Origin of the sequence: Psychroserpens sp. AS72 (genome assembly GCF_038900375.1) — a bacterium.
Lineage (GTDB): Bacteria > Bacteroidota > Bacteroidia > Flavobacteriales > Flavobacteriaceae > Psychroserpens.
On sequence record NZ_JBBMRC010000005.1, the window covers coordinates 315,281 to 334,332 of the forward strand.

The window sequence follows — 19,052 nt, forward strand, 5'->3', positions numbered from 1 at the left end:
ATCACAATACGAATTCTTGAATTCAACCAAAACAACTAAAATCAAATAACTAACAAATGAAAAAATTTTATATCATTATTGTATTGCTTATAGCAACACAGGTGTATGGACAACAGGATCCTCAATATACACAGTACATGTATAATATGAATGTCATCAATCCAGCTTATGCAGGTTCTAAAGAGAATTTGTCATTTGGGTTGCTTTATCGTACACAGTGGGCAGGTATAGATGGAGCTCCTAAAACAGCCACATTTTTTGGACATTCTCCAGTAGGAGAAAAAGTAGGACTAGGTTTATCTGTTATCTCTGATGAGGTAGGACCAGTTAAAGAAACTAATGTGTATGCAGATTTCTCATATACATTAAAATTAGGTGGTGAACATAACTTAGCTTTTGGTATAAAAGCAGGAGCTACTTTTCATGATATTGGATTAGCTGGTATAGATTTGATAGATCCTAACGATCCATTTTTTCAAAATATAAATACAACGACACCTAATATAGGAGCAGGTTTCTTTTATTATACAGACAAGTACTATTTTGCAGGTTCTGTACCTAATATTTTAAGCTCTGTTCATTTAGATGCCAATGGTAATAAAATTGGATCAGAGAAAGCACACTATTTTTTCACAGGAGGTTATGTGTTTGACTTATCTGCCAATACAGAGCTTAAACCATCATTTATGGTTAAGTCTGCTTTTGGAGCACCAACATCTTTTGATGTTAACCTAAATGCACGTTTTTTCAAGAAGTTTGAACTAGGTGGTTCATATAGATTAGATGATTCTTTTTCAGGATTAATAAACTTTGCTATTACGCCATCTGTGAGAATAGGATATGCGTATGATGCTGTGACTTCAGATATTAAGAAGTATGCACCAGCATCACATGAATTCTTATTATTATTTGATTTAAATTTCCCGAAAAAAGTTTCACGTTCACCAAGATATTTCTAAACAGTTAAGCTAATTATTATGAAAAAAATATTAACACTTTTTACAATCGCAGCGTTAAGTAGTTTTAGCTTAATTGCACAAAATGCAAGTACCAAAAAAGCTGATAAACATTTTAACAAATTTGAATTTGTTGAAGCAGCAAAAGACTATGCAAAATTAGTTGAAAATGGTAAAGGAGATACCTATGTTTACAGTCAACTAGCTGAAGCCTATTATAATGTATTTAACACTCAAGAAGCTGAGCGTTGGTATGCTAAAGCTTTAGAGAGTTCAGATAGTCCAGAAATGATTTTTAAGTATTCACAAATGCTTAAAGCAAATGGAAAATATGAAGAATCTAATGTTCAAATGACAAAGTTTGCTAAAATGCGACCTAGTGATGATAGAGCAATAGCATTCAATAAAAATCCAGATTATCTACCAAAAATTTTAGAGAAAGGAAAGAAATTTAATATTCAAAATTTAGGTTTTAATACCAAGTATTCTGATTTTGGAGGTACACTTAAAGATGGCAAACTATATATAACATCAGCAAGAAATACATCACGTAAAACTTATGGGTGGAATGAAGAACCGTTTTTAGATATTTATGAATTAGCTAAAGGTGAAGATGGAAGTTATCAAGCAGCTTCATTAGTTGAAGATAAAGTGAATACTAAATATCACGAAGGTTTAGTGTCTTTTTCTCCAGATGGAAAAACAATGTATTTTTCACGTGAGAGTTATTTTGAAAATGAGTTTGAAAAAGATTCATTAACAAACTACAAAAAGAGTCAATTACATTTGTTCAAAGCAACTAAAAATGGAGATACTTGGAGTAATGTAGAAGGTTTCTCTATTAACAGTAAAGAATATACTGTTAAAAACCCATCTGTTAGTCCAGATGGAAAAACACTTTATTTTGCATCTAATATGCCAGGAGGTTATGGGTTATTCGATATTTATAAAGCATCTATTAATACTGATGGATCATTAGGTGAAGCAGTTAACCTTGGTCAAAAAGTAAACACTCAAGGTCAAGAGATGTTTCCATTTATAAGTAGCAACAATACAATCTACTTTTCTTCAAACGGTCACTTAGGTTTAGGTAATTTAGATGTTTTTTATACTAAGGAAATTGATGGTAAAATGGCACCTATTAGAAATGTCGGAATTCCTATTAATAGTAATGCCGATGATTTTGCATTTAGTTTAGATGAAGAAACTGAAGAAGGTTATGTGTCTTCTAACAGAGAAGGTGGATTAGGTAGTGATGATATCTACGGAATTAAAAAACTACAACCTTTATGTGATGTCTTAATTACAGGAACAGTAACAGATAGCAAAACTGGGAATCCAATTAACGCTTCATCTGTAACAATGTATGATGATCAAGGAAATAAAGTATTATCTAAAGTGACTAATTCAGATGGTACTGTAGAATTTATAGTAGAATGTGACAAAGCTTCTGAGTTGGAAGTAACCATGGATGGTTATGAAAGTCAAAAGATAACAGTTTCAGCTTCACAAGAGGAGGAAGTAGAAGTAAGTGTTATGTTAGATCCAATAGAAGAAATAGTAGGACCAGAAACCATTAATCTAAATCCTATTTATTTTGACTTTGATAAGTCAAATGTAACAGCACAAGCAGCTTTTGAATTGGATAAATTAGTTCAAATTATGACTAAATATCCAGATTTAGTAATCAATGCTACTTCGCATACGGATAATAGAGGTCCAGCTTCATATAACGAAAGATTATCAGATAGAAGAGCAAAAACTACCGTTCAATATGTGATTTCTAAAGGAATTGATAAGTCTAGAATCTCAGGAGTAGGTAAAGGCGAAAATGAATTAAAAATAGATTGTGGTTCTAATTGTACTGATGAAGAACACCAACTTAATAGAAGATCTGAATTTATTATTGTTAGTGGTGGTCCACTACAACAATAAAATTTAAACCTTAAGCTCTGATTAATCATCAGGGCTTTTGTTCGTTTATATTCAATTACGAAAAAATAATTATGTAATAAGGAAAAGTAACAACCAACACAAATGAAAAATATTACCTTAATAATTGCGTTAATTTTAACCTGTTCTTGGGTAAATGCGCAAACGTATTTACAAGAAGATTTTAATACAGAAATACCTGCAACATGGACTATTACAGATGGTGGTGGCGCTACAGGAGATTCTTGGATTTCTGGTCAACAAGGAGCAGGGAACAGTCTTGATGGTACCAATAGTGCCATTGTTGATAGTGATTCAAATGGAAATGGAACTGAATTAATAGAAACATTAACTTCTCCAGTTTTTGACACTACTGGTGCAATAGCATTGTTCTTAGATTTTGATCAATTTTATAATAATATAGGAACAGATACAGCAGTTGTTGAAATATTTGATGGTACAACTTGGGTTGAAATATTAAATCAAAATGCTAATGCAGGAGCGTTTAATGCTCCAGATCAACAGCATATTGATATTACAGCATATTCTAATGCTAATATGCAGATTAGATTTATCTATAATGATGGAAATAATTGGGCTTGGTATTGGTTAGTTGATAACGTACAAGTTTATAACTCTACATGTAATTTCCCGTCAGATATAACTGTAGCAAGTATTACAGCAAATTCAGCAGAAATAAGCTGGATAGCAGGTGGATCTGAAATGGATTGGGAAGTTGTTGTACAACCAGCAGGTTCTGGAGAACCTTCAGGTTCAGGTACTATGACTAACGACAATCCTTATACCATATCAACTTTAACTGCTATAACAGATTATGAGGTTTATGTAAGATCAGATTGTGGTGCCGATGGTTTTAGTATTTGGGCAGGTCCAGTGAACTTTCAGTCAGCATGCGATGTATTTTTTCCAGAATATGTTGAAAATTTTGAAACCATAATCCCAGATTGTTGGGATGAAGCAGGCAATGGAGATGCAATTACTGGACCTACAGATTTAGGTGCAGGAGATTGGAATCAAGATGGATTTTTGAATAATGGTTTTACAGGTGCTTATAAAATTAATTTATGGCAAGCATTTAAAAGCGATTGGATTTTATCTCCGCAATTTGATTTAACAGGTGGTCCATTTCAAGTAGATTTTGATTTTGGTATTATGACTTTTGGTAGTCAGACAACAGCAGGAACTTTAGGGTCTGATGATACAGTACAATTATTGATTAGTACAGATAATGGTACTTCTTGGACTAACTTAATAACATTTGATAATACAAGTGTAGTACCAGCAACAGGAACTCAGGTTGTCGCTGATTTAACGGCATATTCTGGACAAATAGTACAGTTTGGTATTCTAGGATCAGAAGGAACAGTAGATGATACAGAAGATAATGATGTTTTTGTAGATAACTTTAGAGTAAGAGCTATACCAACATGTCCTGAACCAACAGGATTAACAGTAGATAATATTACAGCTTCTACTGCAGGTATTAACTGGGTTGCTGGAGGATCAGAAATGGATTGGGAAGTTGCTATTCAACCAGTTGGTACAGGTTTACCTTCAGGTCCAGGAACAGCTACGCAAGATAATCCATATACAGCAACACTATTAACTCCAGTTACAGACTATGAAGTTTGGGTAAGATCAGATTGTGATGCTGAAGGTTTAAGTAGTTGGGTTGGACCAGTGAATTTTCAAACTGGTTGCGATGTGTTTATACCAGATTATTTAGAGTCTTTTGGTACTATAATACCAGATTGTTGGGATGAAGCTGGAGATGGAGATGCAGTAACTGGTCCAACAGGTCTAGGTGCAGGTGATTGGAATCCTGACGGGTTTTTGAATAACGGTTTTACAGGTGCTTATAAAATTAATTTATGGCAAGCATTTAAAAGTGATTGGATTTTATCTCCACAGTTTGATTTAACAGGTGGACCATTCCAAGTAGATTTTGATTTCGGTATTATGACTTTTGGTAGTCAGACAACTGCAGGAACTTTAGGCTCTGATGATACTGTAGAGCTTTTAATAAGTACAGATAATGGAGCTTCTTGGACAAACCTAATAACATTTGATAATACAACTGTTGTACCAGCAACAGGTACTCAGGTTGTATATGATTTAACTGCTTATGCAGGACAAATAGTACAGTTTGGTATTCTAGGATCTGAAGGAACAGTAGATGATACAGAAGATAATGATGTTTTTGTAGATAACTTTAGAGTAAGAGTAATACCTTCATGTCAAGAGCCTACTGGATTAACAATAGCAAATGTTACTGGATCTACATTAGATGTTAGTTGGAATGCTGGTGGTGCTGAAACAAGTTGGGAATATATAGTTATTCCTGCTGGTACAGGACCTCCAACAACTGCAGGAACTGTAACTACAACTAATACGGTAACTATAACAGGATTAGAGTTTGATACAGCATATGAAGTATGGGTAAGAGCAGACTGTGATGCAAACGGATTAAGTAGTTGGGTTGGTCCAGGAGAATTTAACACTACAATTCAATCAAATTTTGATGTAGACTGTGGAGCAGGTCCATTACCAGGTTTTTTCTGCTACGGAAATAATGACTCAATAATTTTAACATATACAAGTACAGATGGTTCACAACTTAATTTATCTTTTATAGCAGGTGAGGTTGAAGGTGCTCCATTTGATTTCTTAGTTGTTTATGACACAGATGGATCTGAGCTTTATAATGATGAAGGTAATGATGGAGATATTTCAGGATTAACGTTTCAATCTACTGGAGATACCATTTCTTTTCAAGTCACGTCAGACGGTTCTGTAAGTTGTGAAGCAAATAGTTTCTGTTGTTCAGATGGTATAGATTTTACAGTAGCTTGTGCTACATGTATAAATCCAGCTGCAACATATCAAATTATTGATGATTGTGTAAATGGAGAACAATTTTTAGTGGATGTAAATGTTACAACTATTGGAGATGCTACCTCAATTACAATTTCAAATAATATTGATGCAAATACAGTTCCTGTAACAGCAGCAGGTGTTTACCAAGTGGGACCATTTCCTTTTGCTACAGACGTTGTAATTACTTTAAGTAATGATCAAGATGTTAATTGTATAATTAACAGTTCTCCTATTAGATTAGAAGCTTGTCCGCCAGATAATGATAATCCTTGTAACGCAACTGTTGCAGGAGTAAATGCAGACGATAGTTGTGATATTGTGACTTCTGGAACATTATTAGAAGCAACAGATTCTGGTATAATAGCAGGTTCTTGTACTGGTGATCCAGATGATGATGTTTGGTTTGAATTTACTGCACTTAATGAATTTCAAATTATTCAGTTAACAAATATAGATAGTAGTGGTTTTTTCGAGAATCTTGACCATGCAGTTTATGAAGGAACTTGTGATGCTCTAGTAGAATTGTATTGTTCTGATGCTGATGCGAGTTTAACTCCATCTTTAACAGTTGGTAATACGTATTATGTAAGAGTATTTTCTGCAGGTTCAGACCCAGTTGATTATACATTTGATTTATGTATTAGACCAGGATCTGGAAATGTAGCAATCGATCAAACAACGTACACTATTGAAGAATTGGTTGTGGATATTTTAATAAATAGTCCTTGTGCTCAAATTACCAACATTACTTCATCTACAGGAACTGATTTTGGTGATGTAAATGGAATTGGATATTTTAGTTCTGATGAAGATAGTTTTCCTTTTGAAGAAGGTATTTTACTTACTTCTGGTGACGCTTCTTTAGCTGGTGGTCCTAATTTCAATGCAATGAGTGATGGTGGATTTGCATGGGTTGGTGATGCTGATTTAGATACTGAAGTTGGTATAAACTCTAACAATGCTTCGATTATAGAATTTGATTTTGTGCCTTTATCCGATGAGATTAGTTTTGATTTCTTAATGGCTTCAGAAGAATATAATGGAGCAACAGGCGGAACGTTTGAATGTACATATTCTGATGCATTTGCTTTCTTATTAACCGATGAAAACAATATAACAACCAATTTAGCAGTTTTACCTGGAACAACTACACCAATATTAGTAACAAATATTCATCCACAAAATCCTGGATGTCCTGCTATTAATGAAGAATATTTTGGAGGTTATACACCACAAGATTTACCTCCAATCTCTTTTGATGGAAGAACAGAAGTGTTTACAGCATTCTCACCAGTAAATATTGGTGAAACATATCATATTAAATTGGTAATTGCTGATGCATCTGATGCCGCACTTGATTCTGGTGTATTCTTAAAAGCTGGAAGTTTTGATATTGGTGAAGTAGAGTTGGGAGCAGATATTACTGTTGCAGCTGGTACTGCTGCTTGTATTGGAGAACAAGTAATTCTTGAAACACAAGCACCTTCTGTTGCACATGTTTGGTTTAAAGATGGTTTTCAAATCGATGGTGAAACAACTAATACTTTAGTTGTTACTGAAGATGGTACTTATACAACTCAAATTATATTTTCACCAACATGTATTATATCAGATGATATTATTGTAGAATTTTTACCATTACCAATTGCAAACACACCTCCAGATTTAGTTGGATGTTCTATTGGTAATGACACAGCAGTTTTTAATTTACCAGACAATGATCTTTCTATTTTAGGAGATACTCAAAGTCCTTCTGATTTTACTGTAACATATCATTTCACTGAGCAAGATGCTATTGATGGTGTAGATCCATTAATGAGTCCTTACACTAGTGTTTCTGACCCTCAAACAGTGTATGCACTTGTAACTAATAATGTAACTGGTTGTACTAATACAACAAGTTTTAATTTAGTATTAGGTATTGAGCCTGAAACCACATTTACTGAAGATTTTGATTATGAGGTATGTCCTAATGCAGTTGTACCAATTATTATTGAGGCTACTCCAGTAAACTATGACGCTTCACAAGTATCAATTAGTTGGTATTATGCTTTTGATGCTAGTGCAACACCAGATCTAATTGCAGGAGAAAATGGTTTAACACTTCCTGTTTTAGTAGGAGGTATTTATACTATTGAGGTTTCTTTTAATGATACTGGATGTACATCTTCTCAATCGCAAGAAGTTATTCAATTAGAGAGTTGTTTTATTCCACAAGGAATTTCACCAAATGGTGATGGTATGAATGATAGTTTTGATTTAAGTAACTTTAGAGTTACTAGATTAGAAATCTTTAATAGATATGGTTCTTCTGTATATCAAAAAGCTAATTATGTTGATGAATGGGCTGGTCAATCAGATAAAGGAGACGAGTTGCCAGTAGGAACTTATTTCTATTCTGTAGACTTTGAAGACAGAGAAAGTGAAACCGGTTGGGTATACTTACAAAGAGAGAAATAATCAACCAAATTTATAACTAAAAAGCCTTAAGCATATATTTGCTTGAGGCTTTTTTAATTATGGTTTTATAAAAACAAAATAAATAACTTCTTATTTTTTCACTTCGGAAGAATATTCACTTGTAATATTAATGAATCTTATACTAGCCTTTTTAATCTATTGTAGTTGTTTCGTTAATTCTAACCTCATACTAAAAAAGAAAGGAATACTGTCATTTTGTACTAATTGAAACACGTTTTAGATTACACTTAACATTACTAGAGGTAATGCGATACTAACAGCTAGTAAAAACCATAATAAATTAATATTGTAGTGTTCTTTCGTTTTTTTACTGTTAAGTTTTGCCTTTAGCACTGTTCGTTTCTTGCCACTATATTGCATCCAATTTCTAAAAATAATTACAATGCATAATAAAATGAATAACACCCAAGCACTTTCCGAAGAAAAAGATATAGAGTTCATTTCATTTAAAAATGCAGTTATAAAGATGCCAGATAATAATAGTAAGCTACATTGTAGAGTAGTTATATAATACAAGGCTATAGTGTTTGCTTTTTTCTTTTTGGTAGGTTTATAATGCTCAAAAACATTAAAAAAAAGGGTGTTGAAGGTTGTCATTATATAAATGGTTAAAAAAAAGCCTGCTAAAATAAATTAGCAGGCTTTTATTATAATTATTTTAAATTAAAGTCCTACGACTGAAACATCATCAATTTGAAAAGCTCCGTCAAGAGTTGTATTTGTTCCAGAACCTGTAACTCTAAATGCTACATATAATGTTCCTGTATAAGATGATAAATCAATTGGACCAGATCCTATTAAATCATACCAGCTATTACTAGACGTTGGGAACGTTGCTGTTTTTTCTTCCCAAGTAGCTCCTAATACATCAGTACCATCAAAATCTGTAGATACAAATACTTTAATTCCATTATCTTCAGAGTCAACATCTAAATGGTGTTGTGCTGTTTTGAAGTTTAATATTTCACCAGATTGAGCATCCATGTCAATTCCTGGAGAAATTAACCAACCAATGTTTACAGAGTCTCCTGTACTAAAAGAAGAGAATTCTGCTGTACCAATTGGATCAAAATATTGTTCTGTCCATAACTCACCACCTACTTCTGCAAAATTAACCCAACCAGGAAGATCAAGGTTCGAGTTATCTTGTACATCTTGAAAATCTTCAAAGAATGCAGGTGTTAATAAAGCACATCTTGGATTAGTCATATCAACATCATCAGGTGAGTTTAATGCTAAAATTAAGCTACTACCATCAAAAGTTTTATTTACAACAGCTGTAATTGTTCCATTGCCAAGAGGTAATGGGTTATTTTTAAAGTTTGCAAAACTACTTGTTTCTAAGTTGAATGTAGTATATGTTGCTCCTTCACAAGCTTGAAGAGTTCTTTGAGTATCAAAAGATTGAATAGGATCAAAATAAGCTTCTCCAGCTAAGTTATCTGCAAATTCAACATTTTCAATGCTAACTAACAGTCCAACAGAGTTTGCTGTTAATTGAGAAAAAGTTGTTACTAATGGTTCCATTACTTCAGTTGTTGGAGACCTTAATACTTGTCTAGATTTTTGGATTTCGTTTAGTCTTACAACTGTAGTACCAAATTGATCTGTTTCAGAATCACCACCAATTGTGATAACACCATCTTCAATTCTTTGCTCTCCTACATAAAGGCCATTTAAATTTACATAGACTTCTCTACCTAAATTATATTGATTGTATGTATCTACTTGATCAATTGCTATTTTTATAGCTCCTGTAGGATTAGTAGGACTGTCTTGGATATAAAATTCTTTAAAGAAGTTTCCAGTTTGGTCAGATGATGACACATATCCTTTAACATAAATGTCTTCATCTATAAGTACTGCTGCATTATCTCCTGGGTCAAATTCTACTAAATACATAGCTTTTACTTGATCAATTGTAACTTCAATTGCGCTTCCTGATAATAAGTCGTTTAAAAGTGCATTTTCTTCATCTCCTAAACTACTAGGCACTGTATAATCATCGTCTTGTACACACGATGTTACAGCAAAACTCATAGCTATAATCGTGAAAAGTGTAAAAATTTTATTCGTTTTCATAAGTGTTAATATTAATTTTTTCATAATTGTTTTTTTTTAAAATCTAAAGTACACATTTACAAAGTAATTTGTACCACGTCCATACCAATATTTAGGCCCAAAAACACGTTGAGGATTAGAATTATCATCTCTTAATTCTCTGTAATTTGCATTTCTACCTTGCTCAAAACCTCCAGTTTTGTATTGCTTATCTAGTATATTTCCCACACTTGCAAAAAAGCCAATATAGTAATCATCAATTCTCCATGATTTCCCTCCAATAAGGTTAACAACCATGTAATCATCTATTTTCTCTTGTTTTAATAAGCCTGTAGCAATGTCTTCATCATAATCATTAAATGGTAAGCCATCTGCATCTAAATAAAAGTTTTCTGTTCTAGTTAGAGTATTTATATCAATATATGCATTAGAGAAAAAGTTTGCTGTTGCACCAAACCACCAGTAGTCAGGATCACGATATTCGAAACCAATTGAACCAGCACGTTGAGGTCCTCCAGCAATTTTGTAATCTTTTAAATTAGCTTGTCCGTAAGAAATTGAACCATCAGTAGATGTAAAGCTAGCAGATGTTAAATATAAGTTAGGATTGTTATCATAAGTATATTGACCAACAGAAGCAGCACCTTTTAATTTAATAGTTGGTGTTACTTGAGCTTCAATACCAAGTTCAACTCCAATATGCTTTTTGTCTATACCTTGTAATACTTCTTGAACAAATGCAGAAGTGTCATTGTCTTCAATATCAAAACCACTTAAACCATCTGCATAATAAAAGCCAACTTCATTAGCATCTGCAATTTTAGAATAGTATCCTGTAAGTTTTGCTTTTACAATTGGAGATCTAAAAATGTAACTAGCATCAATTGAGCTTACTTTTTCTTCTGTTATTCCTCTTACTACACTACTATTCTCTCTTGAGTTAGAAAAGGTGTTACGTAATGAAGGCGCTCTTGTAATGTAACCAGCATTAACATCTATTAAATGCTTACCAGTTATTTTATAAGTAAATCCTCCTTTAGCTCCAATACCAGTAAAAGTTAATTCATCTCCTTTACCTAAAGACTCTTCACCAGCAAATCTACTATGTTCCCATAAGCCTTCTCTTTGGTAAGTTGTGTTTGTAACACTTGCAGATACATAAAAATCTACTTTGTTATATTTAAATTGACCTTGAGCATAACCAGAAATTATATTAGCAAATAAATTATAGTTATATCTAAATTTATCTCCTTCACCAACGATACGGTCTGGGTTTTGTGCGTCATATTGGAAACCGTCAAAAGAATCGACGTTTAAGGCACCAACATTAGAACCTAGTAAATCTATAATTTCTCCAAAATTCTCTGATTTTAATCTTTTATAGTTAACAGATGCGTTTAATAAGATATTCTCATTAATTTCTGAACTTAAAATTGAATTTATAGTTAATTGCTTATCATCACTTCTATCTTCATAAAGAACATAAGCAGCTGGAGAAGCTCCACCATTAGTTGGATCATTATTTGTCACGTTCGCATCTAAAATACGTTCCCAATCAAGTTGACCGTCGTTTATAAAATTTTGTTCAGCAATATAAGCTCCTGCATTGTCAGGACCATCATCATCAGCTAAATAGTAACTAGGTAAATCTTGGTAATAAGCTGGACTTGGATTTCCACCTCCAGAATAATCTAAACGACTATTTCCTAATTTACCAAATTGATAACCAACATTAGTATTTAAAGATGTTTTACTGTTAATATCCCAATAGTGGTTTAACATCAAAATTGGTTCTTCAACTTCTTTAATACGAGAGTTACGTTTTTCTCCATCTAAATAACCCCAATATTCGTTATATTTAATACCTTTTAAATCATAGACTTCTTGAGTATTAGGTGAAGACTTTCCTCTTCTATTTGGTGCGTAAATTGATGTGAAGTTAATACTGTGCTTATCATTTATTTTTTTCTCTACGGAAGCAAAAAACGAATTAGAGTCATATAAAGAGGCATCTTGGAAACCTTCATTTCCCCAACGTCTTCCTAAAGAAAAAGTATAAGCCCATCCACCTTCAACTAAACCAGAAGAATAACTAGCCATTATACGATTAGCATAACTTCTATTTGAAGAAGAATATGTAACTCTTCCACCTTGTCTGTATGCAGTAGCTCTAGTGCTAATATTTGAAGTTCCTAAAATTCCACCAAAATTATATGCTGAAGGTGTTAATCCAGAAGTTAATTCTTGGTTACGCATAACATCATTAAGTCCTCCCCAATTACTCCATTGTGGTCTACCGTTGTAGATCTTGTTCATTTCTATTCCGTTAATTAAAACAGAACCATTATCTGAATCTAAACCTCTAACTCTAAAGAAAGAAGAACTGAATTCAAACGCAGCAGTACGTTGAAAAATGTCTTGAGATGATTGTAATAACCCAGAAATATTATCTGAAGCACTTGTATCATCATTTAATTCATCGTCTGTTAGTGAAATAGTAAATAAATCAACAGAATCAGAGACATCTATATTTAATGTCATTCCGCTTATATCTACGGTTTTACCTTCGTTTACAACAATAGGATAACGTTTGGTTATAAAACCATCTTTTTCAATTTTTAATACTTGTTCTCCCAAAGGGACAATGCCTGGAAATTGAAATTCACCATTGACATCAGTTTTAACAACTTGACCGGTTTCTTCTATTGTAATAGTTACATCAGGAATTGGTTCACCAGTGACACCATCTAACACACTACCCTTTACAATAGTATCTTGTGCAAATGATGTGAGAACAGTGAAAATTCCGAATAATAGAATAAAAAAACTTTTCTTCATACCTTATTTTAATGATTAATAGATCTTGCTTAACTAAATATTAAGATTTAAAAGCCTGCAAATTTACATTATTTATAATAAATACATACTTTTGGCTCAACATTTGCTTATATCATAATGTTAAAATAATTTACATACTATGAAACTAACACATTTTTCAATAGCAATTTTTTGTTTTTTAATCACTTTTAGTGGCTTTTCTCAAGAAGAGAAAAAAGAAAAACGTTTTAAAATTCACACTGTTGCATTCTACAATTTAGAAAATTTATTTGATACTATCAATGATACAACTAAGTTTGATGAAGCTAGTCCTATCATGGAAATGAATGCTAATAGAGAAGAAGTCTATGTTAAGAAAGTTAAAAATATGGCACGCGTTATTGCAGAGATTGGTGCAGATATGACAGGAAACTCGCCAGCCGTTATTGGTGTTTGTGAAGTAGAAAACAGACAGGTTTTAGTAGATGTCGTCAATGATCCACTTTTACTTGGTAAAGATTACGGTATCATTCATTACGAATCTCCAGATGCTAGAGGTATTGATGTAGCATTATTGTATCAAAAAGCCCTATTTAAACCAATAACTCATGGATCATATGAGGTTAAAATTTATGATCATAATACAAAAGAACGTAAGCAAACTAGAGATCAATTATTGGTAAGTGGTGAGTTAGATGGAGATCTTATCCATATCATTGTCAATCATTGGCCTTCAAGAAGTGGAGGAGAAGCACGTAGTAGACCAAACCGTGTCGCTGCAGCCGGAGTGACTAAGTATCTTAAAGATTCTTTGATGGTTAAAGACCCATATGCTAAGATTTTTATTATGGGTGATTTAAATGATGATCCAACAAATGAAAGTGTAAAAGGTGTATTAAACGCAAAAAGTAATAAAGAAGATGTTGAATTAAAAGACATTTACAATCCTTACGAAAACATGTTTACTAAAGAAGGATTAGGAACTACTGCATACAGAGATGCGTGGAGTTTGTTTGATCAAATTATGTTTACTAAAGAACTAATAAAAAAAGATGATTATTCTTCTTTTAGATTTTACAGAGCAGGAATTTATAATAAACAATTCTTGACTAATAAAAGAGGACGATGGAAAGGATATCCTTTTAGAAGCTTTGCCGACGGTAGTTTTTCAGATGGATTTAGTGATCACTTTCCAGTATATGTGCACTTAATTAAAGAAGTAGTACAATAATATTCAAGTAGAGAAATAATAAAAAATGCGCTATTAATAGCGCATTTTTTTGTTCATATATCTTCTTATAGCCAGTTTGACCAAGGAATTCTAGATAAGACAAGAAGTAAACCTAAAGTGTAAAAAATAGCTAACATTTTAAATTTTGGCTTTGATGTCAATTTCTTTTTATGTTTTGAATATCCAATTGTAATAAAAGTAACAGCAAGGATGCCAACAAATGGATGTTCTACTGCTAAGAGTCTAGCAAATGGATCTAATCCTCCCATTCCGTTTGCAGTGATATTTTTCAATCCAAAAGGTGACGTAAAATATAATACCAAACCAATTAAAAGTTGAATGTGCATTACAATTAAAGTAAATAGAGAAATTCTAAAATCTACTGCATGAAATTCTTTATTTCCAAAAAACTTTATTAATGCATTAAATGTGGCTACAACTAGCATAATTACTACTAGGTAAGCCCAGTAAGAGTGAATCATTTTAACAACTTCGTACATCGTTATGGTTTTAAATTATAATCCAAAGGTAATAATTTAAACGATATTTTACTCTGAAATAGAAATCAAGCGTTTCACTTCATTTCCAAATTCGTCAACTACAGTTATGGTGTGGTTTCCTTTCTTCGGAAGAATAGCTAGTTCATGAATATCTCTCGTCGTCCCAATATACGTTTCGTCAACATACCAAAACACACTAGATGCTGGTTTAGAATGTGCAATCTTTAAAATAAGTTCATTGGTTTCGCCATCGAAATCCTTCGGAAGGAAAATCGAGTTATTCTCTTTAGGATAAATAAAATCCATCGATACTTGATGTTCTCCCATACAATCCAAACGCAGTTTGGGCAATGGCTTATAAAACGGATTTTTACTTTTATAATAATGAGCCTTTAAAGGTGATAATACAAACCAAGATTTATGTTTGATATCACTTAGATTCTCGCATGAAGAATTAACTTGATATGTTTCAGTTTTATCCACATGAGCAAGAATATGATAAGGACACGGTTCAGTCTTCAATCCGCTATTTTGTATATAATTTTGCTCAGTCACATCACAATTGGTTGATGCTCGATGTCCACTTTTAGAGCAAATAGTCACTTCTTGCATTTCGTCAAAAGGTTTAGCAAACCAATCGCTATTTGGTAACACATCAAATACATCAAATAAAATTGGTGCTGCAGTTTGAACACCTACTAATCCTGGACGACCTTCACCATCTGCATTGCCAACCCAAACACCAACCACAAAATCTTTTGTAGTCCCAATTGCCCAAGCATCTCTAAAACCAAAGCTGGTTCCTGTTTTCCAAGCAATTTGTTTGGAGTCATCAAAAAATTCCCAACTTTCATCACCTTGAGGCCTATTTACTTTCTTTAAACTTTCGTAAGTGAGGTAAATTGATGCAGCATCAAAGAGTGTTTTTTCAGTAGACTTATCTCCAAAGTTTACAATTTCCGAAGCAAAAAAAGTAGGCTCTACAAACTCATTAGTATAATACTCGCTAGACGTTTCAGAGAAATGATTTAGTGTAGATGACATAGATGCATAACTTTTACACAAATCCCATAAATTACTTTCTGCGCCTCCAAGGATCAACGATAATCCATAATGATTGGCATTATATTTTAAATCTTTAAGCTGTAATTGTTTTAGATATTGATGAAAGCGATCTAGTCCAAAATCCTGAAGCATTCGCACTGCAGGAACGTTTAAAGAACGAGACAACGCACGACTTGCAGGCACAACTCCATCATATTCTTTATTGAAATTCTCTGGATTATAACTCCCAAACTGACTCGGAACATCGGTAACCAAAGTATTAGGCAATAAATCTCCAGCATCTAACATGGCAGCATATAAAAATGGTTTTAGAATACTACCTGTACTTCTTGGTTTATCAATAATATCAACATCTTTTTGATGCGCTCTATCTGTTGGAGTATTGCCAACGTAGGCTAAAACTTTACGAGTATGAACGTCTAAAACTAATACAGAAGCGTTATGAATTTCATTCTGTTTTAAGATGTTGTATTGGTTTTTTACAATATAATTGACGCGTTCTTGAAGATTTCGATCAATTGTGGTTTGTGTACGTTCACCGCGATTTGTAGTCGCTACTTTTTGAAGTAAATGAGGCGCAATTTGTGGTAATGCATAAGGTTTTTGCGGAAGCTCTTCGGAAATGGATAATTGATAAGTTAAGCTATCTATTATTTTATTTTCTACAAGTTTAGCTAATAACCTATCGCGTTTTTCTAATAAACGTTTTTGATTTTTCCCAGGATAAATGAGACTTGGTGCATTTGGTAAAACAGCTAATGTTGCACTTTCTGCCCAAGATAAATGATGTGCATCTCTATTGAAATAACGCCAAGAAGCCGCATCTAGACCAACAACGTTACCTCCAAAAGGAGCATTACTACTGTAATATGCTAGAATTTCGTGTTTAGAATCTCTTACTTCTAATCGTGTGGCTAAAATAATTTCTTTTACTTTTTCTAAATAGGTTCTTGCTTGCCCTTTTCTAGATAATCTAATCACTTGTTGTGTTAGAGTACTGCCGCCACGTTTAACTTCTCCAGAACTTACATTATCTCTTAATGCTTTAAAAATAGAAATGGGATTGAAACCAGGATGATCATAAAAATACTCATCTTCAAATTGTACGATACAGATTTTAAATTTCTCTGGAATACTATCATTATGAGGAAATCGCCATTGACCATCTGAGGCAATTTGAGCTCCTAAAAGCTCATTGTTTTTGCTCGTGATTACAGTTGCAGTTGGATCTTTAAATAAATCACGAGGAAGACAGAAAAAATAAACGATTATTAGGACTGAAAATACAATCGTTTTCTTTTTATTTCTCTTAAAATATGTGATTAACCTATACATGAACTATACAAGAGTGGTTTTTATTAGTTTTAATAATTGTCTTCTAATAAATATAGGTAATTTCAGCAAACAACTATTCCTATTTAACGTGAAAAAAAGCTTCATTTGTATTAAAGTTATCTTAATTTTTTGCTTATTTTTTTCTTCGGAAAAAGGATATGCCCAATTAGGTTTTTGTCAAGGTAATTCTGGTGATCCAATTTTCAATGAAACTTTCGGAACAGGGACTACAGATTCTCCTTTACCAGCAGGAACGACAACCTACAATTACGCAAATGGAGGCGAACCAAATGATGGAAGATACACTGTAACTAGCAATACTAATTACTTTGATTGGTTCGACGCTCAAGATCACACACCTGATGATACTAATGGAAGAATGCTCTTAGTAAATTCTGCATCTGCAGCAGGAGAGTTTTATAGAACGACTATTAATGGTCTTTGTGAAAATACATCCTATGAGTTTTCATCATGGATACTAAATCTCACACCTTCAAATGGTTTTTGTGGTGCAGGAGCAATTCCTGTTAATGTGAAATTTGAAATTTGGGATAATACAGATTCTAATTTGTTAGCAACAGGAGATACAGGGAATATCTCAGCCTCATTTTCACCTAATTGGCAACAATATGCATTAGTGTTTCAAACGATTGTAGGGCAAACCTCAGTGATTTTAAAAATGATAAATAATGGTTCTGGTGGTTGTGGGAATGATTTAGCATTAGATGATATTATATTTAAAAGTTGTGGTGATTTTATTGCAGTAGAAAACACAAATTCTAATGATAGCGTTTCTTTATGTAGTGCGTTAGCACCTTATAATACGACACTTACAGCAACACCAGATAATGCAGTCTTTAGTAGTCATTTTTATCAGTGGCAGGAAAGTTTTGACAACATAAATTGGGTTGATATTGTAGGAGAGACAACTGAAAATTTGATTGTTTCTGGTGTGACATCAACAACATATTACAGAGCTAAAGTTGCAGAATATGCTTCTAATTTGAACAATACAGATTGTAATACGTTTTCTAATGTTTTTGAAATTTTAATCACTCAAGCACCAGTATCACCAACTTTAGAGTGTTGGGAAACAGCAGTGTTTAATGATGTATCATGCGATTGGGAAATTACAGGAACACAGCCAATACAACCAACAGGATTGGAATGTTGGGAAACCGTTAGCTTCAATTTTTCAACGTGTAGTTGGGATATTTCCGGAACACAACCAGCACCACCAACTATTGACTGTTGGGAAACAGCAACATTTAATAGTTCAACATGTTTATGGGAAGTATCTGGAACACAGCCAACAGAACCTTCTGGATTAGAGTGTTGGGAATCTACTAGTTTTAATACAACAACTTGTAGTTGGGAAATTACAGGAACACAGCCAATACAACCAGCAGGTCTTGAGTGTTGGGAATCTGCAACATTTAACGATAGTACGTGTTTGTGGGAAGTATCTGGAACACAGCCAACACAACCTACAGAATTAGAATGTTGGGAAACTACTAGTTTTAATGCTACGACTTGTAGTTGGGATATTTCAGGAACGCAACCATTACAACCAATAGGTCTTGAGTGTTGGGAATCTGCAACATTTAATGATAGTACGTGTTTATGGGAAGTTTCAGGAAGTCAGCCAACACAACCTACAGAATTAGAATGTTGGGAAACCACTAGTTTTAATGCTACAACTTGTAGTTGGGATATTTCAGGAACGCAACCATTACAACCAATAGGTCTTGAGTGTTGGGAATCTGCAACATTTAA

General features: G+C 33.2%; 9 protein-coding genes and 1 pseudogene. 5 read left to right on the top strand and 5 right to left on the bottom strand.

What is annotated here, in order from left to right:
* Window positions 1-56 precede the first annotated feature (56 nt).
* The 3 genes from WNY78_RS12030 to WNY78_RS12040 all read left to right on the top strand — a co-directional run bounded on the left by WNY78_RS12030 (window position 57) and on the right by WNY78_RS12040 (window position 8,246).
* Entirely contained in the window at window positions 57-959 is a 903-nt protein-coding gene (locus tag WNY78_RS12030; RefSeq protein ID WP_342873451.1) for a type IX secretion system membrane protein PorP/SprF, read from the top strand.
* A gap of 18 nt (window positions 960-977) precedes the next feature.
* Window positions 978-2,891 carry an OmpA family protein gene (locus WNY78_RS12035; RefSeq protein WP_342873452.1) on the top strand — a complete coding sequence of 638 codons (1,914 nt, stop codon included), beginning with the start codon at window positions 978-980 and terminating at the stop codon, window positions 2,889-2,891.
* 102 nt (window positions 2,892-2,993) lie between these two features.
* Window positions 2,994-8,246: a choice-of-anchor L domain-containing protein gene (locus WNY78_RS12040; protein WP_342873453.1), complete on the top strand. Its 5,253-nt coding sequence runs from the start codon at window positions 2,994-2,996 to the stop codon at window positions 8,244-8,246.
* Window positions 8,247-8,483: 237 nt separating this feature from the next.
* On the opposite strand, the gene WNY78_RS12045 is transcribed toward WNY78_RS12040, so the two are convergent.
* The 3 genes from WNY78_RS12045 to WNY78_RS12055 all read right to left on the bottom strand — a co-directional run bounded on the left by WNY78_RS12045 (window position 8,484) and on the right by WNY78_RS12055 (window position 13,166).
* Window positions 8,484-8,864, bottom strand: coding sequence for a hypothetical protein (locus tag WNY78_RS12045; protein ID WP_342873454.1), 381 nt, complete (start codon window positions 8,862-8,864; stop codon window positions 8,484-8,486).
* A gap of 66 nt (window positions 8,865-8,930) precedes the next feature.
* A complete protein-coding gene (locus tag WNY78_RS12050; protein WP_342873455.1) occupies window positions 8,931-10,373 on the bottom strand; it encodes a DUF5689 domain-containing protein in 1,443 nt (480 codons plus the stop codon).
* Between the two features lie 12 nt (window positions 10,374-10,385).
* The gene (locus WNY78_RS12055) at window positions 10,386-13,166 is read right to left on the bottom strand and encodes a TonB-dependent receptor (RefSeq protein WP_342873456.1); all 2,781 of its coding nucleotides are present in this window, start codon (window positions 13,164-13,166) and stop codon (window positions 10,386-10,388) included.
* Between the two features lie 139 nt (window positions 13,167-13,305).
* Here WNY78_RS12055 and WNY78_RS12060 point away from each other — a divergent pair, with 139 nt between their 5' ends.
* Entirely contained in the window at window positions 13,306-14,376 is a 1,071-nt protein-coding gene (locus WNY78_RS12060) for an endonuclease/exonuclease/phosphatase family protein (protein ID WP_342873457.1), read from the top strand.
* Window positions 14,377-14,441: 65 nt separating this feature from the next.
* Here the strand turns inward: WNY78_RS12060 and WNY78_RS12065 are convergent, their stop codons facing one another.
* Together WNY78_RS12065 and pbpC are read right to left on the bottom strand one after the other, a co-directional pair.
* On the bottom strand, window positions 14,442-14,876 hold the full coding sequence (locus WNY78_RS12065) for a hypothetical protein (protein ID WP_342873458.1): 435 nt from the start codon (window positions 14,874-14,876) through the stop codon (window positions 14,442-14,444).
* Window positions 14,877-14,924: 48 nt separating this feature from the next.
* Window positions 14,925-17,276 (bottom strand): penicillin-binding protein 1C, encoded by a 2,352-nt coding sequence (gene pbpC / locus WNY78_RS12070; protein ID WP_342873459.1) that lies wholly within the window; start codon window positions 17,274-17,276, stop codon window positions 14,925-14,927.
* Between the two features lie 88 nt (window positions 17,277-17,364).
* Between pbpC and WNY78_RS12075 the strand changes: the two are divergent.
* Window positions 17,365-19,052 (top strand): annotated as a pseudogene (locus tag WNY78_RS12075) (hypothetical protein); the annotation flags it as partial.

Coding starts and splice junctions, on each gene's coding strand:
- WNY78_RS12030 (WP_342873451.1), top strand. CDS start 57: ATGAAAAAATTTTATATCATTATTGTATTGCTTATAGCAACACAGGTG.
- WNY78_RS12035 (WP_342873452.1), top strand. CDS start 978: ATGAAAAAAATATTAACACTTTTTACAATCGCAGCGTTAAGTAGTTTT.
- WNY78_RS12040 (WP_342873453.1), top strand. CDS start 2,994: ATGAAAAATATTACCTTAATAATTGCGTTAATTTTAACCTGTTCTTGG.
- WNY78_RS12045 (WP_342873454.1), bottom strand. CDS start 8,864: ATGACAACCTTCAACACCCTTTTTTTTAATGTTTTTGAGCATTATAAA.
- WNY78_RS12050 (WP_342873455.1), bottom strand. CDS start 10,373: ATGAAAAAATTAATATTAACACTTATGAAAACGAATAAAATTTTTACA.
- WNY78_RS12055 (WP_342873456.1), bottom strand. CDS start 13,166: ATGAAGAAAAGTTTTTTTATTCTATTATTCGGAATTTTCACTGTTCTC.
- WNY78_RS12060 (WP_342873457.1), top strand. CDS start 13,306: ATGAAACTAACACATTTTTCAATAGCAATTTTTTGTTTTTTAATCACT.
- WNY78_RS12065 (WP_342873458.1), bottom strand. CDS start 14,876: ATGTACGAAGTTGTTAAAATGATTCACTCTTACTGGGCTTACCTAGTA.
- pbpC (WP_342873459.1), bottom strand. CDS start 17,276: ATGTATAGGTTAATCACATATTTTAAGAGAAATAAAAAGAAAACGATT.